Origin of the sequence: Muricoccus harenae, from assembly GCF_009848505.1 — a bacterium.
GTDB lineage: Bacteria > Pseudomonadota > Alphaproteobacteria > Acetobacterales > Acetobacteraceae > Roseomonas > Roseomonas harenae.
In genome coordinates this window covers 50761-77212 of record NZ_WWDL01000017.1, presented here as the reverse complement: position 1 = coordinate 77212, position 26452 = coordinate 50761, and the positions used below count along the sequence as shown (strand labels likewise).

Sequence of the window (26452 nt, the reverse complement as noted above, 5' to 3'; positions counted from 1 at the left end):
CGGAGGCTTGGCGGGGGGGGCGCCGCCCGTCAAGTGGAGATGCCCCTGCCCTGCCCTGATCCCGGCGCAGGCCCCGCGCCGGTTATCCCAGGGAGCGGCTGACCACCCGTTCGATCTCGGCCCGCACAAGCCGCTCCATGAGCGCCGGCAAATGTGTATCCAGCCACTCCTTCAGGAGGGGCCGGATCTCCTCCCGCACCACATCCTCGATCGACGGGCCAGCGCGATGGACCGGCGCGGCCCGTTCCGCGGCAACCGTACGGGCCAACTGGCCGAGCAAGGCCGCGGCCGCGGCGGCCGTTGCAGGCGCCACCAATCCCTCATCCACTACCGGCGCCGCAGCGGGCGCAGGTGCCGGAACTGCGGGCTCGGGCGCCGAGGCCGGGAGCTCCGGGGGCGTAGCGGGAGCTTCGGTCCTCACGGAAGCAGGCGCGGGCGGCAGCTCCACCTGGGCCGGATGGGCGGGAGCGGCAGGTGCCTGCGCCCTCGACGGCACCTCGGCCATGGCGTCCACCCGAGGCACCGGAGGGGTGGGAGCCGGCGGCTCCGGCGCGACGACGAGCATCGCCTCCGTCAACTCCAGGGGCTCGGGCTCCGGGAGCGGAGCCGGGCGGGCCTGCGGCTTCGCGGCCGCCGGCTCCGCCTCCTCCTCGTTCAGGATCTTTCTGATGGAGGCGAGGATGTCCTCCATCGACGGGTCCTGACCCGGGGTGGCGGCGCCGGACATGCGGTGCTCCTTCAATCAGCCCGGCAGTCCACCGGGCGCGGTTTCGCAATCAGTCCCGGACGGCCTAGGGCGCGGCATAGTCGCCAAGGCCGGCCCAGCGGTCACGCACGGCGCGGTAATAGGCTTCCTGGTCGTAAAGGGCGACCGGCAGGGCAAGGTCCCGCGCGGTCAGCCGGCCCACGGCCTGGGCGACGGAATGGCTGGCCGTGACCACATTGGCCAGGGCGCGCACGAGCGAGACGCGGGCGTTCAGCAACTCCTGCTCCGCATTCAGCACGTCGAGCGTGGTGCGGCTGCCGACCACGGCCTCGCGCTGCACGCCATCCAGCGCGATTTCGGCGGCGCGGATCTGGGAGCGGACACTGTCGACCGTGGCGCGGGCGCTCACCAGCGTTTCCCAGGCCTGGGAAGCCTGCTGGGAAGCGGTCCGGCGCTGGTCGTCCACCACCTGACGCAGCCGGTTCGCGTCCTGCCGGGCTTGCCGGACGGCGGCATATTCGGCGCCACCCTGATAGAGCGGAACGGTCAGGGTGGCGGTGAGGCTCTCGCCCGTGATGCGGGTGCCAGCCGACTGCTGGTTATCGTTGCGGAAGGCCTGGGCCTGCAGGCTGGCCTGGGGCAGCAGGGCGGAAAGCTGCACGTCGATGAAGTCGCGGCCGGCAGCCTCGTCGAACAATGCCGCGACCACGGCCGGGTTGTTCAGTGCCGCCACCTGCATGGCGTCCTGCCCGCTGCGCACCGCGGGGCGAAGTGGCTGCGGGGCGGTCATGCGGGTTGGCGCGAGGCCGACGACGCGCTGGAAGGTGGAGCGTGCGATCTGCAGCTGGCCTTCCGAATCGGCGCGGGCCGCGCGGGAGCCGGCAAGGCGCGACTCGGCCTGGGCGACATCGGTGCGGGTGATCTCGCCAACCCGGAAGCGCTCATTCGTCGCATCCAGCTGGCGCTGCAGCACCTGCACGTTGTTGACGTTGAGGCGCACTTCCTCCTGGAAGCGGATGACATTCACATAGGCCGAGACGGTGTCCTGCAGCACTTGCTGCTCTGCTGCGAGCAGGCGCGCGCGCTGGGCGAGGACCTGGTTTTCCGCCCGCCGGGTCGCGGCAACGGTGCGCCCGCCGCGATAGAGCGGCTGGGTAACGGTGGCGGCGACGCTGCCGACGGGGCGGTCCTGATCGGTCGTGACGCCGATCCGGCGCCCGTTCGCCAGGGTGGTGCGGGACCGGATGCTGCCATCCGTATAGCCGGCGCTGCCGGAGAGGCTGACCGTTGGGCGCCAACCGGCCAGGGCCTGCGGCACGTTCTCATCCACCACGCGCAACTGGGCGCGTGCAGTCGCGAGGGTGGGGTTGTTGGCGTAGGTCTGCGCCAACGCCTCCTGCAGCGTCTGCGCCGCTGCCGGCGCGATTCCGGCGGCCAGAGCGACGCCCGCCACGGCCGTGGCGAGGAGGCTGTATCGGAGGCGCGCGAGAGAGGCGGGCGTGCGGGTCATCGGCTGCGATCCTCGAACCGCCGGCAGCGCCGCGGGGCGCAATGCCGGCCACGTGATTCCTATTGCCACCGATCTTAGCCCGGTCCCCCATCGCGGGGCCAGGATACCGGCGAAAGCCTTTCGGAAGCGTTGCCCCGGTGCATCCCGGGGCGAAGCTTCCGTCCGACGGGGTCCTTCAGACGAACCGAAAGGCCGGCTTCGGCGTGAAGGCCGGCAGCAGCGTTCCGCGCACGTCGAAGGCGTCAACCACGCTGAGATGCCCGCCGACCCGCCGACCGATGATGGCGGAACCCGCCTCCCCCGGCTCGCGGCGGATGGCGACCAGCCGGCCGCCCTCGGCCAGTTGCTCGACCAGGGCGGGCGGCACGGCAGGAACCGCCCCCTCGATCACGATCAACTCGTAGGGCGCGCCCTCCGGGAAGCCCGTGGCGGGGTTGCCGACCTGCTGCCGCACGGAGCCGGCGGGCAGGCCGGAGCTTGCCAGGGCGGGCCCGGCCAGCTCGAGCAGCGCCTTGTCGTCCTCCACCGCCACCACCTGGCAGCCCATATGCGCCAGCAGCGCGGCGCCATAGCCCGTGCCGGAGGCCAGGACGAGCACCCGCTCCGCCGCGCCAGGCGCCGCGAGCTGCAGCAGCCGCGCAATCACCATCGGCTGGAGCAGCACGCGCCCGCCGCCAAGAGCCAGGTCCTCGTCGCTCAAGGCGCGCACCCGGAGGGCCGCCGGCACGAAGAACTCGCGCGGCACCTCCTGCATCGCCAGAAGGATCCGCGGATCCGTCACCCGGTTGGGCTTCACCTGCCCGTCCACCATGCGCCTGCGCGCCTCGGCGTAGTCCATGCCGCCCGCTGCCCCATTCACTGAACCGGGCGGTATATAGGCTCAGCACGCCCGGCTTGGAAACACGGGCTGGGCGGGTTGACCCGCCGCGCCGGGGAGGCGATATCCGCCCGGCGTGCCGGCCCGATGGCAGAATGGTGATGCAACGGACTGCAAATCCGTGAATGTGGGTTCGATTCCCGCTCGGGCCTCCATCGCGTTTCTTTCCAAATCACCCCTTGCGGGATTGGGAAGGCCGCGGTATCCGGCGCGCCCCGCTACGGTTTGGCGGGACGCTGATCCCCGATAGCTCAGCTGGTAGAGCACGCGACTGTTAATCGCTAGGTCGTTGGTTCGAGTCCAACTCGGGGAGCCACTTCATGGAGGGGGATGCGCCGCAAGGCGTATCCCCCTTTCCATTCTCAGCGCTTTTCTCAGCCCTCCCCCTCCACCAGCACCTGCACCCGCCCGGCGGCGTAGCAGGCCAGGGTGAAGTCCACCGGCCGGCCCTCGGGGTCACAGTTCAGTGCCTCGCTCACCAGCACGGGGCGCCCGCGTGCCTGCTGCAGCCGGTGCGCCTCCTCGGCATTAGGCAGGCGGGCCGTGATCCGGGTGCGGGCCCGGCAGTAGTCCCGCACGCCACAGGCCGCCAGCGCCGCGGTGATGGAGGCGTTCGTCCGCAGCGCTGCCTCGGCCGCCGCGAATCGCGGCAACGGAAAGTGATGCACCCCGATCACCACCGGGCGCCCATCCGCCAGCCCCAGCCGCTCCGCCCGCAGCACCGGCCTGTTGCGGCGGATATCCAGCGCCTCGGCAACCACGGCCTCGGCTGGCACCGGCCCCAGGCGCAGGATCACGCCCGCCGGCTCCCGCCCCTGGGCGCGCATGGTCTCGGAGAAGCGGGTACGGCCGTGCAGCGGGTAATCCAGCACCTCTGAGGCAACGAAGCTGCCGCGCCCCTGTTCCGTCCGGATCAGGCCGCGCAGTTCCAGTTCGTCCAGTGCCCGACGGATGGTGTGGCGGTTCACGCCGAATCGGGTGGAGAGGCTGCCCTCGCTCGGCAGGCGCTCCTCCGGCGCGTGGGCGCCCTGGACAATCGCCGACTCCAGCGCGCCCGCGATCTGGCGCCAGAGGGCCACGCCGCACTCCCGATCGAGGACGATGCGGTCGAGGACCATGGTCATGGGGCCACCTCCATGATCCAAAGGTTAGCGAGGCGTCGCGGAACCTGTCTAGACATCTATCCCGATGCGTTAAGTCTCGGTGACGGATGCCGCGGGAGGCTTGCCCTGGCGCATGGCTCGGGCAGAAGGGGGTGCATGAGCGAAGAGACGATCCTGACCAATGCCCGCCTCGTCTTCCCGGACAGGGTCGAGACAGGCACCTTGGTGGTGCGGGACGGGCTGATCGCCGAGGTCTCCACCGGCTGCAGCGCCGCCCCTGGCGCAATCGACCTGCAGGAGGACCACCTGATTCCCGGCGTGGTCGACGTCCATACCGATAACCTCGAGCGGCAGGTGATGCCGCGGAGCATGGCGCGCTGGCCCTCTGTCTCGGCCTTCCTGTCGCATGACTCGCAGGTGGCCGCGGCGGGGGTGACGACGGTTCTGGATGCGCTCTGCCTCGGCGACCTCGGCTTCGATGAGAGTCGGCTCCGTACGGCGCGGGACGGGGTGCGGGATCTCGGCGCGCTGACCGAGGCCGGGGTTCTGAAGACCGACCACCTGCTGCACCTGCGCTGCGAACTGCCGGCAAAGGACATGCTGCCGATGCTGGAGGAGTACCACAACCACCCGCTGCTACGGATGGTCAGCCTGATGGACCACACGCCGGGCGTGGGCCAGTACATCGACCCTGCCCGCTACCGGGCCATGCGCGTGAAGGGCGGCGGGGTGCCGGAGGCGGTGGAGCGCCGGATGGCTGAACTGACCGCGCAGCGCGAGGTCGTCGGCATTCCCAACCGCCGGGCGCTCCTGGCCCTCTTCGAGGGGCGCGACGTGCCCCTGGCCACCCATGACGACTGGGATGCCGAAATTGTGGCCCGCAACGCGGCGGACGGCATCCTGATCAGCGAGTTCCCGGTGAACATCGAGGCGGCCCGGGCCGCCAGGGCGCATGGCATGGCGGTGATCGCCGGCGCGCCCAATCTCGTCCGGGGAGGTAGCCATTCCGGCAATGTCTCGGTGGCCGAGCTGGCGCGGGAAGGGCTGGTGGACATCATCGCCTCGGATTACGTGCCACCCGCCATGATCGAGGCTGCCTGGAAGCTCGCCGCGGTCGCCGGCATGGACTTGCCCAGCGCCGTGGCAACGATCACCGACAACCCGGCCCGCTCGCTCGGCCTGCTGGACCGCGGGAGGATCGCGCCGGGCCTGCGGGCCGATCTCGTGCATGTGCAGGAATTTGGCGACATGCCGGTGGTTCGGCAGGTGTGGCGTGGCGGGGCACGCATCGCGTGACGGGCGCCCTTTCCCCTGCCCGCGCGGCGCTCTACTGGGCGCCGACGTTGGAGGACCCGCTCCACCGCCTGGGCAGCCAATGGCTCGGGCGCGATGCGGAGACCGGCGCCTCGCTCGCCCAACCCGATATTGCCGGCGAGGATCTGCCCGCCCTGACAGCCGATCCACGCGGCTACGGGCTGCATGCAACGCTCAAGCCCCCCTTCCGCCTGGCGGGCAGCTATGCGGCGCTGCGGGCCGATGCGGCGGAACTGGCCGCGGCCACCGCGCCCTTCGACCTGCCGCCACTGGAGATCGCTTCGCTGGACGGCTTCCTCGCCCTGCGCGAAGCCGTCCCCTGTGCCGCCTTGCAGGCCCTGGCCGATGCCTGCGTGGCGACACTGGATGTGCATCGCCTGCCGCCGGATACGGCGGAGATCGCGCGCCGCCGGCCGGAGCGCCTCTCCCCGGCCGGGCGGTTTAACCTGAACCGCTGGGGCTATCCGCATGTCTTCGGGACCTGGTTCTTCCATGTGACGCTGACCCGGCGCCTGACGCCGGAGCAGGATGCGCGGGTCCGCCCGGCGGCGACGTCCTTCCTCGGCGGGGCCGCCGCCCGGCCCCGGCGCGTGACGGAGCTTTGCCTCTTCACCCAGGCCGGCCCCGGCGCGCCCTTCCTCGTGGCCGAGCGCCTGCCCCTCGGCGGCTAGACCCCGCCCCCTTTCCTCCCGGCGACGCCGGCGGCAAGAGTGGGGCGGGCACGCGCCACTGCGAGGCCCGGCATGACAGGCCTGGCCCGCCGAGATCAGGCGGCGAGGGCATGCGGGAGGGAAGCGGCATGCAGACCATGAATGACGAACACCAGGAACTGCGCGACGCCGTCCGCGCCCTCTGCGCCGAGTTCCCCGCCGAATACCATCGCAAGATTGATGCGGAACGCGGCTATCCCGAAGCCTTCGTCGACGCGCTGACCAAGGCCGGCTGGCTCGCGGCGCTGATCCCGGAGGAATATGGCGGCTCGGGCCTCGGCCTCACCGAGGCCTCCATCATCATGGAGGAGATCAACCGCTCCGGCGGCAATTCGGGCGCTTGCCACGGCCAGATGTACAACATGGGTACGCTGCTGCGGCACGGCTCGGCCGAGCAGAAGCAGCGCTACCTGCCCAAGATCGCGACCGGCGAGCTGCGCTTGCAATCCATGGGCGTGACCGAGCCGACCACGGGCACGGATACGACGAAGATCAAGACGACGGCGGTGCGCAAGGGCGACCGCTACGTCATCAACGGCCAGAAGGTCTGGATCTCCCGTATCCGACATTCCGAGCTGATGATCCTGCTGGCGCGTACGACGCCGCTGGCCGAGGTGAAGAAGAAGTCGGAGGGCATGTCGATCTTCCTGGTCGACCTGCGGGACGCGATCGGCAAGGGCATGACCGTCCGTCCGATCGAGAACATGGTGAACCACGAGACGAACGAGCTGTTCTTCGACAACCTCGAGATCCCGGCCGAGAACCTGATCGGCGAGGAAGGGCGCGGGTTCAAGTACATCCTCGACGGGCTGAATGCCGAGCGCACACTGATCGCTGCCGAATGCATCGGCGACGGCTACTGGTTCATCGACAAGGTCGTTCCTTATGTGAAGGAGCGCGTCGTCTTCGGCCGCCCCATTGGGCAGAACCAAGGCGTGCAGTTCCCGATCGCGGAGTCCTACATCGAAATCGAGGCCGCCAACCTCATGCGCTTCGAGGCCTGTCGGCTGTTCGATGCGCACCAGCCCTGCGGCGCGCAGGCCAACATGGCGAAGTACCTGGCCGCCAAGGCTTCCTGGGAAGCGGCAAATGCCTGCCTGCAGTTCCACGGCGGCTTCGGATTCGCGCATGAGTACGATGTGGAGCGCAAGTTCCGCGAGACGCGGCTCTATCAGGTGGCGCCGATCAGCACGAACCTGATCCTGAGTTATGTCGCCGAGCACATCCTCGGCCTGCCGCGCAGCTTCTGACGGAGGGCGGACCATGGCCGGATCGAAGCCGCTGGCGGGGCTGCTCGTCGTCTCGATGGAACAGGCGGTCGCCGCCCCCTATTGCGCCGGGCGGCTTGCCGATGCCGGCGCGCGCGTCATCAAGATCGAGCGCGCGGAAGGCGATTTTGCGCGGGGCTACGACACCGCGGCCAGGGGATTGTCGAGCTATTTCGTCTGGCTCAACCGCGGCAAGGAAAGCGTCGTCCTCGACATCAAGCAGGCCGAGGACCTGGCGCTTCTCCATCGCATGGTCGCGAAGGCGGATGTGTTCATCCAGAACCTCGCGCCCGGCGCCGCGGGGCGCGCGGGCTTTGGCAGCGCCGATTTGCGCGCCCGGCATCCACGCCTGATCACCGTGGACATCTCCGGCTATGGCGAGAGCGGCGAATACGCCTCGATGAAGGCCTATGACCTGCTGGTGCAGGCCGAAAGCGGGCTCTGCGGCGTCACTGGCCGACCGGAAGGGCCGGGACGCGTCGGCGTCTCGGTCTGCGACATCGCCTGCGGCATGAACGCGCATTCCGCCGTGCTTGAGGCGCTGCTCGAGCGCGGCATCACCGGGCGCGGCAAGGGTATCGCCGTCTCCCTCTTCGACGGCATGGCGGATTGGATGAACGTGCCGCTGCTCTACTACGAGGGCACCGGCAAGGTGCCGGCCCGCGTCGGCCTTGCCCATCCCTCCATCTGCCCCTATGGCGCCTTCGGCACGGCGGATGGCTCGCAGGTCCTGATTTCGATCCAGAACGAGCGCGAATGGGCGGATTTCTGCGCACGCTTCCTGGGAGAGCCGGATCTTCCGAAGCAGGAGGGCTTCCGCAGCAATGTCGAGCGCGTGGCGAACCGCCCGAAGGTGGATGCCCATGTCGCCGCCCATTTCGCGGCGCTGACCCGCGAGGAATGCGCCACCAGACTGAAGGCGGCGAAGACCGCCTTCGGGTTCGTCAACGACCTCGACGCCTTTTCGCACCACCCCGCCCTGCGGCGCGTGACGCTGGAGACGCCCGGCGGGCCAGTGTCCGCGGCGGCGCCAGCCGCGGTGTTTAGTGACGGGGCGCGGGAACTTGGCCCGGTGCCGGCCCTCGGCGCCCATACCGACAGCATCCGAGCGGAGTTCGCGACATGAGCAGCACGGCCGTCACTCCCCTGTTCGTCCCCGGCAACCGGCCCGAGCGCTTCGCCAAGGCTGCCGCCTCGGGCGCCGATGCGGTGATTATCGACCTCGAGGACGCGGTGGCCCCCGAGGAGAAGGAAGCCGCGCGGCGCGCGGCGGCCGCGGTGGCGCTGGAGGGAATCGAGGTCCTCGTGCGGATCAACGCCGCCGGCACGCCCTGGCACGCCGAGGACCTCGCCGCACTTGCCTCCGCCCGGATCGCAGGGATCATCCTGCCCAAGGCGGAAGACCCGGCCACTCTCGCCGCCATCCGGGCCGCACTCGGGGATGGCCGTGCCGTGATCGCCCTGGTGGAGTCGGCACGCGGGCTCGCCGCGGCGCGGGAACTGGCTCGCGGTGCTGCGCGCCTGGCCTTTGGCTCCATCGATTTCGCCGCCGACCTCGGCTGCGCCCACACGCGGAGCGCGCTGCTAATGGCGCGGCTCGAGCTGGTCCTCGCGTCCCGCCTGGCCGGCATTGCCGCGCCGATCGACGGGGTGACTGCCACCATCAGTGACGACACGCTGACCGAGGCGGACGCGCGGCACGCGGCCGAGTTAGGCTTCGGCGGTAAGCTCTGCATCCATCCGCGGCAGGTCGCGCCGGCGCTGCGCGGCTTTGCTCCGGATGCGGAGGAAGTGGAATGGGCCCGCAAGGTCATCGCGGCGGGCGGCGAAGGCGCTGTCGCGGTTGGTGGCATGATGATCGATGCGCCCGTGCGAATCCGGGCGGAGCGCATCCTGTCGCGGGCGGGCTGAGCAGCCCGCCCGCGCGGGGCTTCAGTGCTTGGACTTTTCGGCTGCGGCGCGGATCTGCGTCACCGTCTGCCGGTTCGTGATCTGCTCCGGGCTCATCCGCACCTCGATGACCGCCGGCTTGCCGCTGGCGCGTGCGCGGCGGAAGGCCGGAACCAGCTCGTCCGTCGCCGTCACCACCTCACCATGACCGCCGAACGCCTCGATGAACTTGGCGAAGTCGGGGTTGGTCAGCTGCGTGCCGGAGACGCGACCGGGATAGTGGCGCTCCTGATACATGCGGATGGTGCCATACTGGCCGTTGTTCACCACAATCACGACGGGCGCGACGCCTGAGTGGAAGGCCGTGGCGATCTCCTGGCCGGTCATCAGGAAGCCGCCATCGCCGACGAAGCTCAGCACAAGGCGGTCGCGGAAGGTAATCGCGGCCCCAATGCCGGAGGGCACGGAATAGCCCATGGCGCCATTCGTCGGGCCGAGGAAGTCCTGGCCTTCGCGAACCGACATGAAGCGCTGCGGCCAGGTGGCGAAATTGCCGGCATCCACGGTGAAGATGGTGTCAGACGGGAGCTCCGCTTCCAGCGCCTGCAGGGCCTTCGCGAAGTTCAGTGGTCCCTCGTAATCCGGCGCGGCAACGCTCGCCTCGCGGCCCGCGCGCAGCTTGCGGGTCCAGTCGCCCCAGGGACGTGGCTTGCCGGGGGCGGCGTCGCGCAGCGCCAGGGCGAAGGCGTTGAGATCGGTTGTGATGCCGAGCAGCGGGCGGAATACGCGGCCGATCTCGGCAGGATCCGGATGGACCTGCACGATCGGGCTCGTCTGCCCGGCCGGGAACAGGGTGTAGCCCTGGCTGGTCGCCTCGCCGAGGCGGCTGCCGATGGCAATGACGAGGTCCGACTCCTTCACCCGCGCGACGAGACCCGGATCGGTCCCAACCCCGAGATCGCCGGCGAAGTTCGGAGATGAGCCATCGAACAGGCCCAGGCGCCGGAAGCCGACCGCGACCGGCAGGTCATGCGCGAGGCAGAAGTCGCGAATCGCGGCCTTGCCCTCCGCCGACCAGGCCGTGCCGCCAAGAACCACCACCGGGCGCTGGGCGCCGTCCAGCAACTCCAGCAGGCGCGGGATGGCACCGGGGGCTGGATGAGCCGGCAGGGTCGGGGCAGCGCCGATATCCGGCACCTCAACCACCGACTTCTGCATCTCCTCGCTGATCGCCACCACGACCGGGCCGGGCCGGCCACTACGCGCCACGTCGAAGGCGCGGGCCATCAGCTCGGGGATTCGGGCGGCATCGTCGATCTGGGTCACCCACTTGGCCAGGGGCGAGAACATCCGGCGGTAGTCCACCTCCTGGAAGGTGTCGCGGTCCGTCTCGGAGAACGGGATCTGGCCGACGATCAGCACCAGCGGGGTGCTGTCCTGCATGGCCACATGCACGCCGATGCTCGCATGGCAGGCACCGGGGCCGCGGGTGACAATGGCGACGCCCGGCTTTCCAGTGAGCTTGCCATGTGCCTCCGCCATATGGACGGCGCCGGCCTCGAAGCGGCAAGTGACCAACTCGACCCGGTCCCGCACCTCATAGAGGCCGTCCAGCAGGTCGAGGAAGGACTCGCCGGGCACGGAGAAGGCGTGGGTAACGCCCTGCGCGACCAGCGCATCGGCCAGCAGCTGGCCCCCCGTGCGCGCCCCCGGTTTCCGGGTGATGCTGCCATCCATTGCTTATGTCTCCGCCCCGTCGAAAGGGGGCGAAGACTAGGCCGGATGGGCGGCCGCGTCACTCCGCCGGAGCGGGATGATGCGGCGCAGGATGATGCGGGGCTGCGCCACGCGCCTCCAACTCCCGCAGCTTGGCCGCGATGGAGCCGACCGGCCGGGTATAGGGCGCCAGCAACAGGTAGAGGGCCGGCACCGCGTAGAGGGTCACGAAGGTGGACAGGCTGACGCCGCCGACGATCACGATGCCAAGCGCCTGCCGGCTTTCGGCCCCGGCGCCACTGGCGATGGCCAGCGGCACCGAGCCCAGAACGATGGCGATGGAGGTCATCAGGATAGGCCGCAGCCGTACCACCGAGGCTTCCAGCACCGCGTCATGCACATTGCGGCCCTGGTCGCGCAACTGGTTGGCAAATTCCACGACGAGGATGCCGTTCTTCGCCATCAGCCCGATCAGCATCACCATGCCGATCTGGCTGAAGATATTCAGCGACTGCCCCGTGAGGTGCAGCGCCAGCAGCCCGCCCGTCACCGCCAGCGGGGTGGAGAGCAGGATGATGAAGGGGTGGATGAAGCTCTCGAACTGCGCGGCAAGGACCAGGAAGACGACGAGCAGCGCCATGGCGAAGGTGATCGCGAGGCTGCCCGACGATTCGCGGAACTCCAGGCTTTGCCCGCGATAGGATATGCGGGCATCCGGCGGCAGCACCTCCCGCGCCAGCGCATCCAAATAGTCCAGCGCCTCGCCCAGCGAGTAGCCCGGGGCGGGCGTCGCGCTGATGGTCATGGCGCGAACCCGGTCCTCGCGGAACAGGGATTGCGGCCGGGCGCGCTCGCTCAGCACCACTAGGTTGGATAGCGGCACCAATCCGCCGCTCATGGTGCGGACGAAGATGTTCTGCAGGTCATAGGGCGTGCCGCGGTCGCCATCCCGTGCCTGGAGGAGGATTTTGTACTCCTCGCCGGCCTCGACATAGGTGCCGACCTCGCGCGAACCGAGCATGGTCTCGATGGTCCGGCCCACCGCCTGGATGGAGACGCCGAGATCGGCCGCCTTGCGGCGGTCCACCTGGACTCGGAGCTCCGGCTTGGTCTCCTTGAAGTTGCTGTCCAGGTTCAACAGGTTCCGGTTGGCCGAGGCGCGCTCGAGGAAGAGGTCACGCCACTGCAGCAGCGAATCGTAGTCCGGCCCGCCGATGACGAATTGCACCGGCGGCTGGATACCGCGCTGGCCGAGGCTGGGCGGGTTCAGTGGGAAGATGCGCGCGCCAGGGATGGCGCTCAGGCGTGGCATCAGCTCCTGGACGATCGCCTGCTGCTTGCGGGTCCGGGACTCCCAGCCGTTCAGCCGGACGAACATCGTGGCCTGATTGCCCTGGGGTGGACGCTGGAAGCCGCCGACGGTGGCGAAAACCACCAACGCCTCGCCGTTGCGTAGATACTCGTCCGTGATCCGCTCCACCCGCTGCACCTGCTCGATCGTGTAGGGGAATGAGGCGCCCTCAGGTCCCGTGACGGGGATAAGGATGCTGGCGCGGTCCTCCACTGGGGTGAATTCCTTGGGCAGCGCCTGGAACAGCGCGACGGCCAGGAGGCAGAGCAGCGCCACCCCGGCCAGCACCAGGTAAGGTACCCGCATCGTGTGGCGGAGCGACCAGCGCAGGGCGCCGTTCATGCCGAGGAAGAAGGGCTCGGTCCAGCGGATCAGCCGGGTGTCACCCTGATGCTCCTTGAGAAGCTTCGAGCACATCATCGGCGTGAGGGTGAGCGCGACCAGCCCGGAGAACAGCACCGATGCGGCGAGGGCAAAGCCGAATTCACTGAACAACCGGCCGGTGTTGCCCCCCATGAAGGAGAGCGGCAGGAACACCGCCACCAGCACCAGCGTCGTCGCGATCACCGCGAAGGCGATCTCCCGCGACCCGCGGATAGAGGCGAGCAGCACCGGTTCGCCCTCTTCCACGCGGCGGTGGATGTTTTCCAGCACCACGATGGCGTCGTCCACCACCAGCCCGATCGCCAGCACCAGCCCGAGCAGGGTCAGCACGTTCAGCGAGAAGCCCATCGCCGACATGGCGATGAAGGATGCGATGATCGAAACGGGAATGGCGACTGCCGGGATGATCGTGGCCCGGAAGGAGCGCAGGAAAACGAAGATGACGATCACCACCAGGACCAGGGCGGTGACCAGGGCGTGCTCCACCTCATAGATCGACTGGGCGATGAAGATGCTCTCGTCATAGCCGATCTGGGTGTTGATGCCTTCGGGCAGCGTCGCCTTGATCCGCTCCACCTCGGCCTTAACCCCGGCGGCGACCGACAGAGTGTTGGCGGTGGATTGGCGCTGGATGCCGAGGCCCACGCCCGCAACACCATTAATCCGGTATTCGCCGCGCGTCGTCTCGGGCGCGACCTCGACCCGGGCCACGTCACCCAGCAGCACCTGGGCGGTGCCGCCACGGGTCAGCACGACCTCCCGAAACTGCTCGGGCCGGGACATGCGGGTATCGGTGCGGACCGTCAGCTCGCGCTGGCTGCTCTCGATGCGGCCACCCGGCAGTTCGAGGTTCTCGCGCACGATCGCGTCCTCGATGTCCTGCACGGTCAGGCCGCGGGCGGCCAGCGCCTGGCGGTCCAGCCAGATGCGCATGGCGTATTTGCGCTCGCCCTGGATGAGCACGTCGGCCACGCCATCCACGATCGCCAGCCGGTCCTTGAAGCGCCGGGAGGCGATCTCGGTCAGCTCCATGCCGTTATAGAGGTTCGAGGTGAGCGCGATCCAGAGAATGGGGCGACTGTCGCCGTCGACCTTCGCGACGATGGGCGTCTCGGCCTGGTCCGGCAGGCGGGAGAGCGCACGGGCCACGCGGTCGCGCACGTCATTGGCAGCGGCATCGACGTCGCGGGTCAGGCGGAATTCGAGCGTGACGACGCTGCGCTCATCGCGCGAGAAGGAGGTGAGGGTCTTGATCCCCTCGATGCCCGCCACTGCCGACTCGATCAGCTCCGTGATCTGCGTGTCCACCACGCCAGCGGACGCACCGGTATAGGTGGTGGTGATGGAGACGATCGGCGGATCGATCGCGGGGTACTCCCGCACCGGCAGCTTGAAGAGGGCCACCATGCCGAGCACCACCAGCAGCAGGCTGATGACGGTGGCGAAGACCGGCCGTTTGATGGAGACGTCGCTGAGGACCACGGCCCCCTCCCCTCAGCTCGTCGGCCGGGTCAGCGTTTCCGTAATCCGCACCGGCAGATTGTTCCGCAGCCGCTGGATGCCGCGCACCACCACCAGGTCGGACGCCGCCACGCCGCGCACCACCTCCACCTCTCCGGAGAGGCGCTGCCCAAGCGTGACCTCGACGCGCTGCGCGCGGTCGTCCCGCACCACGAAGACGAAGGCGCGCTCACCCACCGGGTCGAGCGCCTCCTCCGGGATCATCAGCGCGTCGTCGCGCGTCTGGAGGTTCAGCTCGATGTTCAGGAACAGGCCGGGACGCAGCGCCTCGTCGGGGTTGTCGAACTCGCTGATCAGCCGGACCGAACGGGTGGCCGGATCGATGCGTGTGTCGGCGACGGTGACCGTGCCCTGAAAGCGGCGGTCCCCATAGGCGGCACTGCGGGCGGAGACGATGCTGCCGGGTTGAACGCGGGCGACATAAACTTCTGGCACTGAGAACTCGACGCGAACGCGCGAGATGTCGTCGAGCGTCGTCACCAGCGTACCCGGCTGCACCAGGGCGCCGAGGCTCACCGAGCGCAGGCCGACCCGCCCCGCGAAAGGGGCCGTGACGCGCGTGTCGTCGAGCCGGGCCTGGACTTGCCGGACCCGCCCCTCGGCGCCTCGGGCGGCGGCCTGGAGCGTATCCACCCGCTGTTCCGCGACGACGCCAGAGGACAGGCGCTGGGCGCGCTGAAGCTGGCTGCGGGCGTCGTCCAGCAAGGCACGCGCCTGATCCATCTCGGCGCGCAGCGCGGCGTCGTCGAGCACGATCAGCGTCTCCCCCGCTGGCACGCGCTGGCCTTCCTGAAAGCGGATGGCACTGACGATGCCCGGAGTCTTTGCGGTGATCGTCACCGCCTCACGGGCGCGTACCGTGCCGACGCTCTCGGCGCGCTCGATCACCGTGCCTGTGCGGACTGGTGAAACCGCCACGTTCACCGGGCCAGCCGGCGCGACGGCGGCGGCGGCGTTGCGCTTCTCCAGGCCGAGCAGAGCCATCGGGCGGGGCAGGCCAGCCTCGCCCCCATAGATCTGCCAGGCCGCTCCTGCACTTGCCAGAAGCGCCAAGACGACGAGCTGCGTACGCTTGCGCATCAATCCGTCCAAAAGAACGCTCGCATTCTCGCGATTGAAGCCGCATTCCGCAATCGGAATCGAAAGATGTTGCGGCGCCTTCATCTAACGCATGGCGCACAGAAACGATCAGCGGGGCCGGATTGGAACGATCGGTCATCCGGGCTTGGAAGCCCGGGCCGGCGGCGCCATCCTCCGAGCCTTATTGGAGCAGGCTGCGCATGAAAGCGATCTTCGTCATGATCAAGTGTGAGATGGGGGCGGCCTACCGGGTGGCCCGGGAGATGGCCGACAGCATTCCTGAGCTGTCCGAAATGCACTCCACCAGCGGGCAGTACGACCTCCTGGGCAAGTTCTACCTCGAACCGGACCAGGACATCGGACTTTTCGTCGTCGAGCGCGTGCAAGGCGTACATGGGGTCAAGGACACCTACACGCTTCAGACCTTCAACGCCTTTTCTGGCGCGCGGGCCTGAGCCCGGACCTGAGCCCAGACCCGTGGCGGTCTCCCCGCCATGAAATGACCTTCATGTCGCCGCGGCCTGCCCCGGACCTGCCGCGCGGGCGCCACGGAAGGCGCCCATCTCTGGTGGCATCGGAGGTCCCACCCCATGAAGGTCCGCTTGCTTCCCGCCCTTGCCCTCGGCGCCGCCCTCGCGACCGCCGGCTGCCAGAACCCTGACGGCTCCACGGACTGGGGCAGCACCCTGGCCCTCGGCGCCGGCCTCGGCCTGGCTGCCGGTGTTGTAGCCGCAGCCGCAAGCGATCAGGGCGACTACCGGCAACCCCGGCGGCGGGGCCACGGTTCCTACGGTGGCTACGATCGGGGCGGTTATGGCCGGCCCTACGCCCAGGGTTACGGGAGAAGCTGGCGATGAAAACGCGTCTCGCGGTGCTCGCGGTCACCGGGCTCGCGCTCGGCGGCTGCTACGGTCCCTATGGAGAGCCGAATGTGGCAGGCAGCGCCCTGGTGGGCGCCGGTGTCGGCGCGGCGGCCGGTGCGGCCATCGCCTCCGGCCCGGCCTATTACGCGCCGCCGCCGCCGGTCTATTACGCGCCGCCACCGGTCTACTACGCGCCTCAGCCACGCTACGGGTATGGCTACGGCTACGGTCATTATCCCCGCGGCCATTACCGCCGCTGGTAACCACTCGGGCCGGGGCAGTTCACCCCCCGGCCCCACTGCGCGTCACAGCGCGCCCGCGGTCACCTGGCCCCACTCAGCCAGAACCGCCTCCGGCGGCAGGCGGCCTTCGAACCAGAGGCTGGCCGCCACGCGGGACATGGCGGCGCCATCATGCCCGATATGCGGCACCGTAACCCGCTTCCAGTTGAAGGGCAGGCCGCGGCGCACGGCCTCAGCCTTCCCGGCCTCGAAATAGGTCAGGGCGCGGGCGAAGCGGTGCGGGCCCTGGGCGATCGCCTCGGGTTGCGAGGGCAGGCTCGGCCCGCTCGTCGCGACATCGGCCTCGCCGGACAGGATGGTCATCGGGAAGGCGAGGAGGCGCGCCAGATCGGCCTCCCCCGCGCCGATGCCACCCAGCCCCTCCGGGAATGGCCGATCAAGATCCGGGAGGGAAAACCAGCCCGGATTTCCGACCATGGCCGCCTCGAAGACGTCCGACGGCTCCGTCGAAAGCAGGCGGTGCAGGAATTGGCCGCCAGCGGAATGCCCGAAGATCAGCGCCTTCTGCCGCGTCATCAGCCCGGCGTCGCGCAGTGCCGCCACCACCCGCGCCGGGATCCGGTAGCCCCTCCATTCCGGTTGGCGCAGCGTGCCGTCCCCGGCCAGGACGAACCCGTTGTTGTAGGTTTCCGGGGTGGGAAACAGGTTCGCCGGGAAGGTGGGCGCCACGATGAGCAGCTTGTGCCGCTCGGCAGCCTCGATCCAGAAGTCGCGATACTCGTCGCCGTTGCGCCCCATTCCATGCATGACGAGCACCGCCTGCCCATCCGTCCGCCAGCCCTCCGGGTGATAGGCGTGGAGGGTCACGGGCCGGGTCGGGTCGCCCGCCGGATCAGCGAAGACGATGGAAGCGCGGCCAGGCCGTGAGAGGACTTCGGCAAGTTGGGGGGCGAAGGACATGTCTGGATCCGGTCTGATGGCATCCGGCGGGACATGCCGCCGGCGAGGAGGGCGCTCTGCCGCCTGTGCGGCGAGCGGCAGGAAAGCGCCGGCGGCCACCAGCCGCCGGCGCGAAGGCGTCATTCGGCTGTGACCTCGGCGGCCATGGTGGTCTGGTCGACCCGGCCGGGATAGCGGAAGCCGCGGCGGCTGGCCCAGGTCGCGCTCTCGAAGTGGATTGGCGCGACGGGCATGCGCTCGATCGCCATGCGCCCGGCCGCCTGCAACAGCGTGGCGCGGGCGGCGGGGTCCATGGTGCTGGCCGCCTCCTGCACCGTCCGGTCGAAATCGGGGTCCGACCAGCCGCCGTAATTGCTGCTGCCGAAACCGCGGGCCGGGTCGGTGCTGGCAAGCCAGAGTTGGAGGAAGAGCAGCGTCTCGGCGGCATCCGCCGACCAGCCGCCCATGGCCACGGAGAATTCCCGCCTTGCCCGCCGTGTGAAGAAGGTGGCGCTCGGCACTGTCTCCAACTCCACCTTCACCCCGATGCGCTGCCAGTACTGGGCAATGGCCTGAGCAAGCCTGGCGTCATTGACGTAGCGGTTGTTGGTCGCGTGGAAGGTGAGGCTGAAGCCCTGGGGAAAGCCGGCTTCGGCCAACAGAGCGCGGGCACGGGCAGGGTCGTAGGGCAGCACGGGCAGGCCGGGGATGGTTCCGGCCATGCCGTCCGGCAGGAACTGCGCCGCCGGAACCGCCACCTCATCCATGACGCGGCTGGTCAGGGCTTTCCGGTCGATGGCGAGGGACAGGGCCTGCCTCACCCGCGCGTCGCGCAAGGGGTTGGGACCGGTGCCGCCCTGCACGAAGGGACTTGGGCTGCGGGCCGCGTCGAACTGCAGGAAGATCAGTCGCGTGGTGGGCGATGCCGCCACATGAAGCCCGGCGTTCTGCCGCAGGCGCGCGAGGTCGGCTGTGTTTGGCGCCTCGATCAGGTCGTGATCCCCCGCCAGCAGCCCGGCGAGGCGCGGGCCGGCGGCGGTGACGGGGGTGAGCCGGACGGTCGCCCAATGCGGCTTCTCGCCCCAATAGCCATCGAAACGTGCCAGCTCGACCGGGCCGCCGCGCGTGTAGGACAACAGCCGGTAGGGACCTGTCCCGATGGCGGCGCTGCTGTCGTTGAACTGCTGCGCCGTGGGCCAGGCGCCTTGCAGGCCGCATTGCTGGTTGGCCTGGAAGTCCAGCGTCCCGGCCGGCACCAGGCGGCGCGGGATGATGGCGAGGTTGGTCAGGTCGCTCGGCAGCAACGGCGCCGGGCTGCGGGTGACGATCCGCACCGTCATCGCATCCGGGGCCTCCACCCGCTCGAAGCCGCGCACATAGCGGGAGAAGGACTGGGTGACCTCGCCCTCGTTGTTGCGGATGCGGCAGAAGCTGGCGACCACGTCCTCGGCGGTGAACGCGCTTCCGTCATGGAAGGCCACCCCCGGGCGCAGGTGAAAGAGCCAGCTCGTGTCGCTCTCCCGCTCCCAGCGCGTCGCGAGACCGGGGACGACGGAGAGGTCCGGCGCCGTCTCGGTCAGGCCGTTGAAGAGGTGGCCACGAAGCGTGGTGTTGGGTGTCAGCCCGTATTGATGCGGGTCGGCGGAGGTGGTTTCCCCCGCCATGGCGATCCGCAGGTTCTGCGCCACCGCCGGCGCGGCCGCCATGGAAGTGGCCCAAGCGGCGGAGGCGGCGATCAGCGCGGAGACAAGGTGGCGGCGCATGTTGCGTTCCTCAGTCGAAGCCCAGGAAGCCCGGCATGCCGGAGATGGGGGGCGCCTTCGCCAGCGCCGCGATATCCGGCACCGGCCGGGCCAGCTCGGCATCGCCGGCCACGGCAGCCTCGATCGCAGCCGCCGCACGCAGCACCAGCTGGTCCCCGCCACGCGGGCCTACGATCTGCAGGCCGAAGGGCATGCCCTTCGCGTCCCGGCCCAGCGGAATGGAGATCGCCGGATGGCCGGTCAGCGTCACGATGTAGGCCATGGCAAGCCAGTGGAAGTAGGTGCGCGTCTTCTCGCCGTCGATTTCGGCCGGGAACAGCTCGGACCAGGGGCGCGGCGAGATGGTGATGGCCGGGGTGATGATCAGGTCCGTGCCGGCGGCGAAGAAGGCCTGCCAGCGCTGGTAGAGTTGGGTCTGCAGCACCCCCGCCCGCGCCACGTCCGCGGCCGAATAGCTGAGGCCCTCCGCCACGTTGGCGCGGACATTGGGGCCGACCTGGTCTGGCGTGTCGGCCACCTTCTTCGCATGGGCGGCGATGAAGCCAAGGGCGCGCAGGATCTCGAAGGCCTCGTTGGCGCCGGTGCAATCGGGCGTCGCCTGTTCGATGCCTGCGAAAAGCGGCTCCATCGCCGTGATGCGAGCGCGGAAGGCCTCGCGCACGGTCTTCTCCACCAGTGCAAGGCCGAAATCCTCCGTCGCCGCCACGCGCAGCGCCGAGAGGTCAAGCGGTGCGAGTGGGGTCCACATCTCCGGCAGCCCGCGCACCGGCTGTCCGGGGAGGGTATAGGCCAAGGGGTCACGGGGATCGTCGCCCGCCATGGCCGCCAGCAGCAGCGCCGCGTCCGGGGTATTCCGGGCCATCGGGCCGAGGACAGGCAGGTTCTGCCAGCCGAGCGGCCGGCGCTCCGTCGAGACGAGGCCCGGGCTCGGGCGGAATCCGACGATGCCGTTGAAAGCCGCCGGGTTGCGCAGCGAGCCGCCGGTGTCCGAGCCCGAGCAGATCGCGAACATCCCCGCCGCCAGCGCCGCACCGGAGCCGCCGGAGGAGCCGGCCGCCGAGCGGGTGGGATCATGCGGGTTGCCGGTCGCGCCATAGACGGCGTTGCGCGTGTTGGCGCCGGCACCGAATTCCGGCGTGTTCGTCTTGGCGGTGATGATCGCCCCGGCCGCGCGGATGCGGCCCACGGAGCTGGTATCGGCCTTGGGCACGTTGTCTCGGAACAGCGGGCTGCCGAAGGTGGTGACGAGCCCCTCCGTCTCCTCCAGGTCCTTGATGCCGATGGGAAGGCCGTGCAGCAGGCCGAGCTTGTCGCCCCGCATCACCGCCGCCTCCGCCGCGCGCGCCGTGGCGCGGGCACGATCCTCGTCCATGGCGACGACGGCGTTGACGGCCGGGTTCACCGCCGCGATGCGTGCGAGGCAGGATTCCAGCAGCTCCACCGGGGAAAGCTTCCGGATCCCGATCAGCCTCCGGGCTTCGAGGGCGGTCAGGTCGCAAGGCTCGGTCATCGGCGGTCCCGGTCGGCGGTTGGTCTTCGGCGGTTGTTCTCAGGGGGGCCGCGGCCCGAAGGCCGCGGCCCCGGAGGGCCTAGTAGCCCATCGCGCAGCCGTCCTTGCGGGGGTCGGAACCGCCGATGAGGACGCCGCGCTCGCGGTCGATCAGGATGGCCTGGCCGCCACCATGCGGCTTCTTGATCAACTTCGGCTTATGGCCGAGGGCGGCCAGCTGGTCCCGAAGCTCAGGCGGCAGGCCGGTCTCGATTTCGACGTCGCGGTGGTTGGCGCCGACGCTCGGGAAGACGCGGGTCAGGTCCAGCGCCTCCTGCACGTCCATGCCGAACTGGAAGTGGTTCGCCAGGAACCAGCTCTGGCCCATCGGCTGGAAGTGCCCGCCCATGACGCCGTACGGCATGATCGCCTGGCCATCCTTCATCACCATGCCGGGGATGATGGTGTGCATCGGGCGCTTGCGTGGGGCGATGCAGTTCAGGTGGCCCTCCTCCAGCCGGAAGCCGAAGCCGCGGTTCTGCATCATCACGCCGGACTTCTCGGCCAGGATACCGGAGCCGAAGCCCTCGAAGAGGGAGTTGATGAAGGAGCAGGCATTCCCGTCACGGTCGACGACCGTGAGGTAGACCGTGTCCTTGTGCTTCTGCCAGTCGACATCGCCCGGCGGCGGCAGCTCCTCCATCGCCTCGTCGTCGCTGATCATGCCGCGCAGCTTCGTCAGGTAATCATCCGAGAGCAGCTTCGCGAGCGGCACCTCGACCTGCGAGGGATCGGCGAGGAAGGCGTCACGGTCCCGGTAGACCAGGCGCGCGGCCTCCAGGTGGCGGTGCAGGCGGGTGGCGGTCAGCGGCCCGCCCGGGTCGGGGAAGCCCTCGAGGATGCCGAGCAGCATCAGCACCAGCAGGCCCGAGCCATTGGGCGGGCACTGGAACACATCCATGCCCTGCCACTGGCGCGAAATCGGGTCGACGAAGTTGGCAACGTTCTGCCCCTCCGCGAAATCCTCCTCCGTGTGCAACCCGCCGGCGGCGCGCAGGGTGGCGACCATGTCGGCCGCGATCTCGCCGGTGTAGAAGGCGCGCGCGCCGTCCTTGGCGATGGCGCGCAGGGTCTTCGCCAGCTCGGGCTGGGTGAAGCGATCTCCGAAGGCATAGGGCTTGCCGTCCTTCAGGAAGCGCCGCGCCGTCTGCGGCTGCTTGGACAGCTTGGCCACGCTGTCCTCCCAATCCGCCGAGACGCGGGAGGAGACGGCGAAGCCTTCCTCTGCATAGCGAATGGCCGGCTGCAGGATCTGGTCCATCCCGAGCTTGCCATGGGCCTTGTTCAGCGCTTCCCAGGCGGAGATGGCGCCGGGCACCGTCACCGAATGGACCGAGGTGTTGACCATGGCGGTCAGGCCGGCGGCGCGCAGCGCCTCGGGCGTCGCGGCGGCCGGGGCGCGTCCGGAGCCGTTGATGGCGATCACCCCGCCCGAGGCAGGGGCGTAGAGGCAGAAGCAGTCGCCGCCGATGCCGGTGGATTGCGGCTCCACCACGCAGAGGGTCGCGCAGGCGGCGATGGCGCCGTCCAGCGCGTTGCCGCCCGCGCGCATGATATCGAGCGCCGCGAGGGTCGCCGCCGGCATGGAGGTGGCGGCCATCGCGTTGAGGGCCATGGCCGGGCTGCGGCCGGGAAGGTGAAGGTCACGCATCAGGTCGAACTAAGCCCCCGTCGATGAGCAGGCCCGCCCCCTTGGGTCGGCCAAGGCCGGGGGGCGAGGAAGAAGATTGCGCCCATCACGTCCTCGACGATCAGGATGCGTCCGAGGGGGATACGCCTGGATTGCCGAAGGCGAAAGGCGGGGGTGTTAAGGATTCCTTCGGCCGACTTTCCGGGAGGGTGCCGCCGGGTCTGCCGACGCCTTCCCACTCAGGAGGCATCGGCCCCGGGTCCGGCCCCCGCGGAGCCCCAAAAATGGGCCCGCGGCCGCTGCCGAAGCCGCGTTTCTTCCCTGGAATGTGACCTTTCACGAGGCCGGCGGGGACCTTGGAGCCCCCTGCCCTTCCGCCCCGGCTCCACCTCCGCTATGCGCCGGGGATGGAAGACGCGACGCCCGCCACCCTCGCCGAATTCGACCGCATCGACATCCGAGCCGGCACGGTGGTGGACGCCAAGCCCTTTCCCGAGGCGCGCAAGCCTTCCATCAAGCTCTGGGTCGATTTCGGTGAGGGGATCGGCGTCTGGCGCTCCTCCGCCCAGGTCACGGTGCATTACGCGCCCGAGACTCTGATCGGCCGGCAGGTGATGGCCGTGGTGAACTTCGCGCCGCGCCGGATCGCTGGTTTCGCGAGCGAGGTGCTGGTCCTTGGCGTCCCCGATGCGGAGGGCGCGGTCGTGCTGCTGCGTCCCGACCTGGCGGTGCCGAACGGCGCCCGGATGTTCTGAGAGGACCGCAATTCATGCCCCCGCGTTACTACACCGTCACCTGGGACCAGCTTCACCGCGATGCCAAGGCGCTGGCTTGGCGGCTGGTCGGCAAGGGGCCGGTTTCGGGCGGCTTCAGCGGCATCGTCGCCATCACGCGCGGCGGGCTGATCCCGGCCGCCATCGTGGCGCGTGAACTGGATTGCCGGCTGATCGAGAGCGTCTCCGTCATCACCTATGATGATGAAAAGAAGGGCGAGCCCATAGTCGCCAAGCCCCCGGTGGCGGCCGGGGACGGCACCGGCTGGCTGGTGCTGGATGACCTCGTGGACACAGGTACCACCGCCCGCGTGGTCCGGGCCATGCTGCCGGGCGCGCATTTCGCGACGATCTACGCGAAGCCCGCCGGCAAGCCCCTGGTGGATAGCTTCGTCACCGAGGTGAGCCAGGACACCTGGATCCTCTTCCCCTGGGACACCGAGCCGCAATTCGTCGCGCCGATCGCCCGCACGGCCGCCGGTGGAGCTGCCTAGAGCAGATCGTCCCTGTCCGCGAGCGTGATCCACCCGGCGGAACGGGCAACTCGCCGGAACGCTGGCGAAACGGTACAGACCGCCGCATGATTTGGGCCGCGAGCCGGCCGCACCTCGCGGTCCGGAGGGGGAATTCACCATGAGCGCCACGCCGCGGCCGATCGCCGCCATCCTGGATAGCCGCGTCTTCGGCGTGCTGATGCGGATCATCCTCACCCTTCCCTATTGGGCGAGCGGCCTTGTGAAGCTGGCGGATTTCAGCGGCGCCCAGGCCGAGATGGGCATGTTCGGCCTGCACCCGACCGCTCCCTTCGCTATTGCCGTCATCATCACCCAGCTGGTCGGCGCGGCGCTGGTCATCCATGGGCGCCACGCCTGGCTCGGCGCCGGGGCCCTGGCGGTCTTCACCCTGCTGACCATCCTCCTTGTCCATTCCTTCTGGACCAAGACCGGCGAGGCGGCGGTGATGACCATGCATGTGGCGGTGGAACATATCGGCATGTGCGGCGGCCTGGCCCTGGCCGCCATCCAGGCACATTGGGCGCGGCAGCATCGCTGAGCCGATGCAGGTTCAGCGCATTGCAGCCTTCTCGAATGGCGACTCGGGCGGAAATCCGGCCGGGGTGGTGATCGCCCCGGCACTGCCCGACGCGCCTGCCATGCAGGGCATCGCTGCGGAGGTCGGCTATTCCGAGACAGCCTTCGCCGCGCCCGAAGGCAATGGCTGGCGCGTGCGCTACTTCGCCCCGGCCATGGAGGTGCCGTTCTGCGGCCATGCAACGATCGCCCTCGGAGCGGCCCTCGCGCTGCGCCAGGGAGATGGGCGGTTTCCCCTGCGGCTGAACCAGGCGGAGATCACGGTAGAGGGCTGGCGGGAGGGAGGCCGGCTGCAGGCGGCGCTGCAGTCGCCGCCCACCACCAGCACGCCGGCCCGGGACGACCTGGTCGAACGTACCCTCTACCTTTTCGGGTGGGATGCATCGATGCTCGATTCGAGGATTCCGCCTTCCGTCGCCCAGGCCGGCGCGCGGCATTTGGTCCTTGCGCTGAGAGACCATGCCACGTTGCGGGACATGCACTACGCCATGGATGCCGGGCGCGCGCTGATGGAGGCAGAGGGACTGGTGACCATCGCCATCGTCCATTCCGCGGCACCGGATCTCTTCCATGCCCGCAACGCCTTCGCCGCGGGAGGCGTGGCGGAGGACCCGGCCACCGGCGCAGCGGCCGCGGCCCTGGGTGGCCTGTTGCGCGACATCGGCTGGCCGCATGGAGGTCGGATCACCATCCAACAGGGAGACGACATGGGCATGCCATCCCGTCTCCTGACCAGCATCCCGCATGGACAGGGTGTGTCGGTTCGCGTGTCCGGTCAGGCCCGGATCATGGCGGAGGTGGAGGGCTGAGCGCCCCTCAGGCAGCCAGTGGATCGTCCTTCGCCACCAGCACCTTGTCGACGCGGCGTCCGTCCATGTCCATGATCTCGAAGCGCCAACCGCCGAAGACGATCCGGTCGCCCTCCTTCGGCACGCGGCGCAACAGGGCCAGCATCAGCCCGGCCACCGTGTGGTAGCTGCCAGGCTGCGGCAGCACGGGAAGGTCCAGCCGGGCGCGCAGCTCGTCGCTCGGCATCATGCCGTCCAGCAACAGGCTACCGTCATGGCGCTCCACCGCCGGGCCAGCCCCGGCGGGTTGCGCCGCGGGGGCGCCCAACTCGCCAACGATGGCCTCTAGCAGGTCCGAGGCGGTCACCACCCCCTCGAAAGAGCCGTATTCATCCATCACCAAGGCTAGTCCGAGTGGATCCTGGCGAATCCGCTCCAGTGCATCGAGGGCGGAGAGGTTATCGGGAAGCACCATCGGCTGGCGCAGCACGCCCGCCACCGAGAGGGGCTGGCCGGAGAGCACCTGGTCGAGCAGATCCTTGGCGGCGGCGACGCCGACCACATTGTCCACCCTTCCGTCGGCCACGACGAATCGGTTGACCGTCTCGCCCTTCAGCTTCTCGGACACTTCTTCGGAGGTCGCGTTGCGGTCGAGCCAGGCGATCTCGGGGCGGGGCGTCATGAGGGCGCGGATCGGCTTATCAGCGAGACGGAGCACGCGCTCGATCATGTGGCGCTCCTCGGTCTCGAGCGCCCCGGCCTCGGCGCCCTCGGCCACCACCGCCTTGACCTCCTCTTCCGTCACGGACTGCTCAACCGAATGGTGGGCACCGAGCAGGCGGAGAACGAGGGCGGAGGAGGTGGACAGCACCCAGACAACGGGCGCCGAAACGCGCGAGAGCGCCGACATGGGACGGGCGACCAGCGCCGCGATTCGCTCAGGGTGCCGCAGCGCGAGTTGCTTCGGCACCAGCTCACCGAGGATCAGGGAGAGATAGGTGATCAGCACGACGACGATGACCAGCGCCGCCTCGGTGCCATAGGGTGCGACGAAGGGAATAGAGTCCAGCGCCGGCCCGAGGGTGGCCGAGAGCCGCGCGCCACCGAAGGTGCCGGCCAATACGCCGATGAGGGTGATGCCGACCTGCACCGTCGGCAGGAAGCGCTGCGGATCATCCGCCAATTCCATTGCCGTTCCGGCACCGACCGAGCCGGAGCGCTCCAGCGCCGTGAGGCGGGCGCGTCGCGAAGACACGATCGCGAGCTCGCTCATCGCGAAGACGCCGTTCAGCAGCACCAGCAGCAGGATGATGCCGATTTCCAGGAGCACCGACATGGTGTGGGGGAGATTCCTTTTCGTTCGATCGTGATGGGCGGGAGGCCA

Annotated in this window: 24 protein-coding genes and 2 tRNA genes; 14 read left to right on the top strand and 12 right to left on the bottom strand. The window is 69.4% G+C overall.

All coding sequences use genetic code 11. The features are described from left to right. Positions 1-82: 82 nt before the first annotated feature. The 3 genes from GSE44_RS13650 to GSE44_RS13640 form a co-directional block, all read right to left on the bottom strand. A complete protein-coding gene (locus GSE44_RS13650) occupies positions 83-727 on the bottom strand; it encodes a DUF2497 domain-containing protein (protein ID WP_159349384.1) in 645 nt (214 codons plus the stop codon). A gap of 64 nt (positions 728-791) precedes the next feature. Beyond that, positions 792-2216, bottom strand: a complete 1425-nt coding sequence (locus GSE44_RS13645) for a TolC family outer membrane protein (RefSeq protein WP_159349383.1) — start codon at positions 2214-2216, stop codon at positions 792-794. A gap of 175 nt (positions 2217-2391) precedes the next feature. Then, positions 2392-3054, bottom strand: a complete 663-nt coding sequence (locus GSE44_RS13640) for a protein-L-isoaspartate O-methyltransferase family protein (protein ID WP_159349382.1) — start codon at positions 3052-3054, stop codon at positions 2392-2394. Between the two features lie 120 nt (positions 3055-3174). On the opposite strand from GSE44_RS13640, the gene GSE44_RS13635 reads away from it, so the two are divergent. Together GSE44_RS13635 and GSE44_RS13630 are read left to right on the top strand one after the other, a co-directional pair. Continuing rightward, positions 3175-3248 (top strand) — tRNA-Cys (locus tag GSE44_RS13635). Between the two features lie 85 nt (positions 3249-3333). Then, positions 3334-3409, top strand: a tRNA-Asn gene (locus tag GSE44_RS13630). Positions 3410-3467: 58 nt separating this feature from the next. On the opposite strand, the gene phnF is transcribed toward GSE44_RS13630, so the two are convergent. Beyond that, a complete protein-coding gene (gene phnF, locus GSE44_RS13625) occupies positions 3468-4217 on the bottom strand; it encodes a phosphonate metabolism transcriptional regulator PhnF (RefSeq protein ID WP_159349381.1) in 750 nt (249 codons plus the stop codon). 135 nt (positions 4218-4352) lie between these two features. Here phnF and GSE44_RS13620 point away from each other — a divergent pair, with 135 nt between their 5' ends. The 5 genes from GSE44_RS13620 to GSE44_RS13600 all read left to right on the top strand — a co-directional run bounded on the left by GSE44_RS13620 (position 4353) and on the right by GSE44_RS13600 (position 9399). Next, positions 4353-5492 carry an alpha-D-ribose 1-methylphosphonate 5-triphosphate diphosphatase gene (locus GSE44_RS13620; RefSeq protein WP_159349380.1) on the top strand — a complete coding sequence of 380 codons (1140 nt, stop codon included), beginning with the start codon at positions 4353-4355 and terminating at the stop codon, positions 5490-5492. Continuing rightward, entirely contained in the window at positions 5489-6181 is a 693-nt protein-coding gene (locus tag GSE44_RS13615) for a DUF1045 domain-containing protein (RefSeq protein WP_159349379.1), read from the top strand. The genes GSE44_RS13620 and GSE44_RS13615 overlap by 4 nt, the downstream gene beginning before the upstream one ends. Before the next feature lie 128 nt (positions 6182-6309). Further along, positions 6310-7470 (top strand): acyl-CoA dehydrogenase family protein, encoded by a 1161-nt coding sequence (locus GSE44_RS13610; protein WP_159349378.1) that lies wholly within the window; start codon positions 6310-6312, stop codon positions 7468-7470. Between the two features lie 13 nt (positions 7471-7483). After that, positions 7484-8614, top strand: coding sequence for a CaiB/BaiF CoA transferase family protein (locus tag GSE44_RS13605; protein ID WP_159349377.1), 1131 nt, complete (start codon positions 7484-7486; stop codon positions 8612-8614). Next, complete coding sequence (locus GSE44_RS13600; RefSeq protein WP_159349376.1) at positions 8611-9399, top strand: HpcH/HpaI aldolase/citrate lyase family protein; 789 nt, start codon at positions 8611-8613, stop codon at positions 9397-9399. The genes GSE44_RS13605 and GSE44_RS13600 overlap by 4 nt, the downstream gene beginning before the upstream one ends. A gap of 21 nt (positions 9400-9420) precedes the next feature. On the opposite strand, the gene GSE44_RS13595 is transcribed toward GSE44_RS13600, so the two are convergent. Genes GSE44_RS13595 through GSE44_RS13585 form a run of 3 tightly spaced genes read right to left on the bottom strand, consistent with a single transcriptional unit; the run spans position 9421 to position 15430 of the window. Next, entirely contained in the window at positions 9421-11115 is a 1695-nt protein-coding gene (locus GSE44_RS13595) for a thiamine pyrophosphate-dependent enzyme (protein WP_159349375.1), read from the bottom strand. 58 nt (positions 11116-11173) lie between these two features. Continuing rightward, positions 11174-14311, bottom strand: coding sequence for an efflux RND transporter permease subunit (locus tag GSE44_RS13590; protein WP_159349374.1), 3138 nt, complete (start codon positions 14309-14311; stop codon positions 11174-11176). A gap of 12 nt (positions 14312-14323) precedes the next feature. Further along, positions 14324-15430, bottom strand: a complete 1107-nt coding sequence (locus GSE44_RS13585; protein ID WP_159349373.1) for an efflux RND transporter periplasmic adaptor subunit — start codon at positions 15428-15430, stop codon at positions 14324-14326. A gap of 200 nt (positions 15431-15630) precedes the next feature. On the opposite strand from GSE44_RS13585, the gene GSE44_RS13580 reads away from it, so the two are divergent. The 3 genes from GSE44_RS13580 (at position 15631) to GSE44_RS13570 (ending at position 16556) form a co-directional block, all read left to right on the top strand. Beyond that, a complete protein-coding gene (locus GSE44_RS13580; protein ID WP_159349372.1) occupies positions 15631-15885 on the top strand; it encodes an Lrp/AsnC ligand binding domain-containing protein in 255 nt (84 codons plus the stop codon). A 135-nt stretch (positions 15886-16020) separates the two neighbouring features. Further along, entirely contained in the window at positions 16021-16287 is a 267-nt protein-coding gene (locus GSE44_RS13575; RefSeq protein ID WP_159349371.1) for a hypothetical protein, read from the top strand. After that, complete coding sequence (locus tag GSE44_RS13570) at positions 16284-16556, top strand: hypothetical protein (RefSeq protein WP_159349370.1); 273 nt, start codon at positions 16284-16286, stop codon at positions 16554-16556. The genes GSE44_RS13575 and GSE44_RS13570 overlap by 4 nt, the downstream gene beginning before the upstream one ends. Positions 16557-16598: 42 nt before the next feature. On the opposite strand, the gene GSE44_RS13565 is transcribed toward GSE44_RS13570, so the two are convergent. The 4 genes from GSE44_RS13565 to ggt form a co-directional block, all read right to left on the bottom strand. Next, on the bottom strand, positions 16599-17495 hold the full coding sequence (locus GSE44_RS13565; protein ID WP_159349369.1) for an alpha/beta hydrolase family protein: 897 nt from the start codon (positions 17493-17495) through the stop codon (positions 16599-16601). 119 nt (positions 17496-17614) lie between these two features. Continuing rightward, positions 17615-19237, bottom strand: a complete 1623-nt coding sequence (locus tag GSE44_RS13560; protein WP_159349368.1) for an ABC transporter substrate-binding protein — start codon at positions 19235-19237, stop codon at positions 17615-17617. 10 nt (positions 19238-19247) lie between these two features. Next, positions 19248-20747, bottom strand: coding sequence for an amidase (locus tag GSE44_RS13555; protein WP_159349367.1), 1500 nt, complete (start codon positions 20745-20747; stop codon positions 19248-19250). Positions 20748-20826: 79 nt separating this feature from the next. Then, positions 20827-22437 (bottom strand): gamma-glutamyltransferase, encoded by a 1611-nt coding sequence (ggt, locus tag GSE44_RS13550; protein WP_159349366.1) that lies wholly within the window; start codon positions 22435-22437, stop codon positions 20827-20829. 386 nt (positions 22438-22823) lie between these two features. Between ggt and GSE44_RS13545 the strand changes: the two genes are divergently transcribed. The 4 genes from GSE44_RS13545 (at position 22824) to GSE44_RS13530 (ending at position 25089) form a co-directional block, all read left to right on the top strand. Continuing rightward, entirely contained in the window at positions 22824-23171 is a 348-nt protein-coding gene (locus tag GSE44_RS13545) for a tRNA-binding protein (RefSeq protein WP_159349365.1), read from the top strand. A gap of 14 nt (positions 23172-23185) precedes the next feature. Beyond that, complete coding sequence (gene gpt / locus GSE44_RS13540) at positions 23186-23683, top strand: xanthine phosphoribosyltransferase (RefSeq protein ID WP_159349364.1); 498 nt, start codon at positions 23186-23188, stop codon at positions 23681-23683. Positions 23684-23822: 139 nt separating this feature from the next. After that, the gene (locus GSE44_RS13535) at positions 23823-24242 is read left to right on the top strand and encodes a DoxX family protein (protein ID WP_159349363.1); all 420 of its coding nucleotides are present in this window, start codon (positions 23823-23825) and stop codon (positions 24240-24242) included. A gap of 4 nt (positions 24243-24246) precedes the next feature. Further along, a complete protein-coding gene (locus GSE44_RS13530; RefSeq protein ID WP_159349362.1) occupies positions 24247-25089 on the top strand; it encodes a PhzF family phenazine biosynthesis protein in 843 nt (280 codons plus the stop codon). Between the two features lie 7 nt (positions 25090-25096). Here the strand turns inward: GSE44_RS13530 and GSE44_RS13525 are convergent, their stop codons facing one another. Next, complete coding sequence (locus tag GSE44_RS13525; protein ID WP_159349361.1) at positions 25097-26404, bottom strand: hemolysin family protein; 1308 nt, start codon at positions 26402-26404, stop codon at positions 25097-25099. Positions 26405-26452: the final 48 nt, after the last annotated feature.

Excerpts from the sequence above, each read along its gene's own strand:
- GSE44_RS13650 (WP_159349384.1), bottom strand. The coding sequence starts at position 727 with ATGTCCGGCGCCGCCACCCCGGGTCAGGACCCGTCGATGGAGGACATC.
- GSE44_RS13645 (WP_159349383.1), bottom strand. The coding sequence starts at position 2,216 with ATGACCCGCACGCCCGCCTCTCTCGCGCGCCTCCGATACAGCCTCCTC.
- GSE44_RS13640 (WP_159349382.1), bottom strand. The coding sequence starts at position 3,054 with ATGGACTACGCCGAGGCGCGCAGGCGCATGGTGGACGGGCAGGTGAAG.
- phnF (WP_159349381.1), bottom strand. The coding sequence starts at position 4,217 with ATGACCATGGTCCTCGACCGCATCGTCCTCGATCGGGAGTGCGGCGTG.
- GSE44_RS13620 (WP_159349380.1), top strand. The coding sequence starts at position 4,353 with ATGAGCGAAGAGACGATCCTGACCAATGCCCGCCTCGTCTTCCCGGAC.
- GSE44_RS13610 (WP_159349378.1), top strand. The coding sequence starts at position 6,310 with ATGCAGACCATGAATGACGAACACCAGGAACTGCGCGACGCCGTCCGC.
- GSE44_RS13605 (WP_159349377.1), top strand. The coding sequence starts at position 7,484 with ATGGCCGGATCGAAGCCGCTGGCGGGGCTGCTCGTCGTCTCGATGGAA.
- GSE44_RS13600 (WP_159349376.1), top strand. The coding sequence starts at position 8,611 with ATGAGCAGCACGGCCGTCACTCCCCTGTTCGTCCCCGGCAACCGGCCC.
- GSE44_RS13595 (WP_159349375.1), bottom strand. The coding sequence starts at position 11,115 with ATGGATGGCAGCATCACCCGGAAACCGGGGGCGCGCACGGGGGGCCAG.
- GSE44_RS13585 (WP_159349373.1), bottom strand. The coding sequence starts at position 15,430 with ATGCGCAAGCGTACGCAGCTCGTCGTCTTGGCGCTTCTGGCAAGTGCA.
- GSE44_RS13580 (WP_159349372.1), top strand. The coding sequence starts at position 15,631 with ATGAAAGCGATCTTCGTCATGATCAAGTGTGAGATGGGGGCGGCCTAC.
- GSE44_RS13575 (WP_159349371.1), top strand. The coding sequence starts at position 16,021 with ATGAAGGTCCGCTTGCTTCCCGCCCTTGCCCTCGGCGCCGCCCTCGCG.
- GSE44_RS13570 (WP_159349370.1), top strand. The coding sequence starts at position 16,284 with ATGAAAACGCGTCTCGCGGTGCTCGCGGTCACCGGGCTCGCGCTCGGC.
- GSE44_RS13565 (WP_159349369.1), bottom strand. The coding sequence starts at position 17,495 with ATGTCCTTCGCCCCCCAACTTGCCGAAGTCCTCTCACGGCCTGGCCGC.
- GSE44_RS13560 (WP_159349368.1), bottom strand. The coding sequence starts at position 19,237 with ATGCGCCGCCACCTTGTCTCCGCGCTGATCGCCGCCTCCGCCGCTTGG.
- GSE44_RS13555 (WP_159349367.1), bottom strand. The coding sequence starts at position 20,747 with ATGACCGAGCCTTGCGACCTGACCGCCCTCGAAGCCCGGAGGCTGATC.
- ggt (WP_159349366.1), bottom strand. The coding sequence starts at position 22,437 with ATGCGTGACCTTCACCTTCCCGGCCGCAGCCCGGCCATGGCCCTCAAC.
- GSE44_RS13545 (WP_159349365.1), top strand. The coding sequence starts at position 22,824 with ATGGAAGACGCGACGCCCGCCACCCTCGCCGAATTCGACCGCATCGAC.
- gpt (WP_159349364.1), top strand. The coding sequence starts at position 23,186 with ATGCCCCCGCGTTACTACACCGTCACCTGGGACCAGCTTCACCGCGAT.
- GSE44_RS13535 (WP_159349363.1), top strand. The coding sequence starts at position 23,823 with ATGAGCGCCACGCCGCGGCCGATCGCCGCCATCCTGGATAGCCGCGTC.
- GSE44_RS13530 (WP_159349362.1), top strand. The coding sequence starts at position 24,247 with ATGCAGGTTCAGCGCATTGCAGCCTTCTCGAATGGCGACTCGGGCGGA.
- GSE44_RS13525 (WP_159349361.1), bottom strand. The coding sequence starts at position 26,404 with ATGTCGGTGCTCCTGGAAATCGGCATCATCCTGCTGCTGGTGCTGCTG.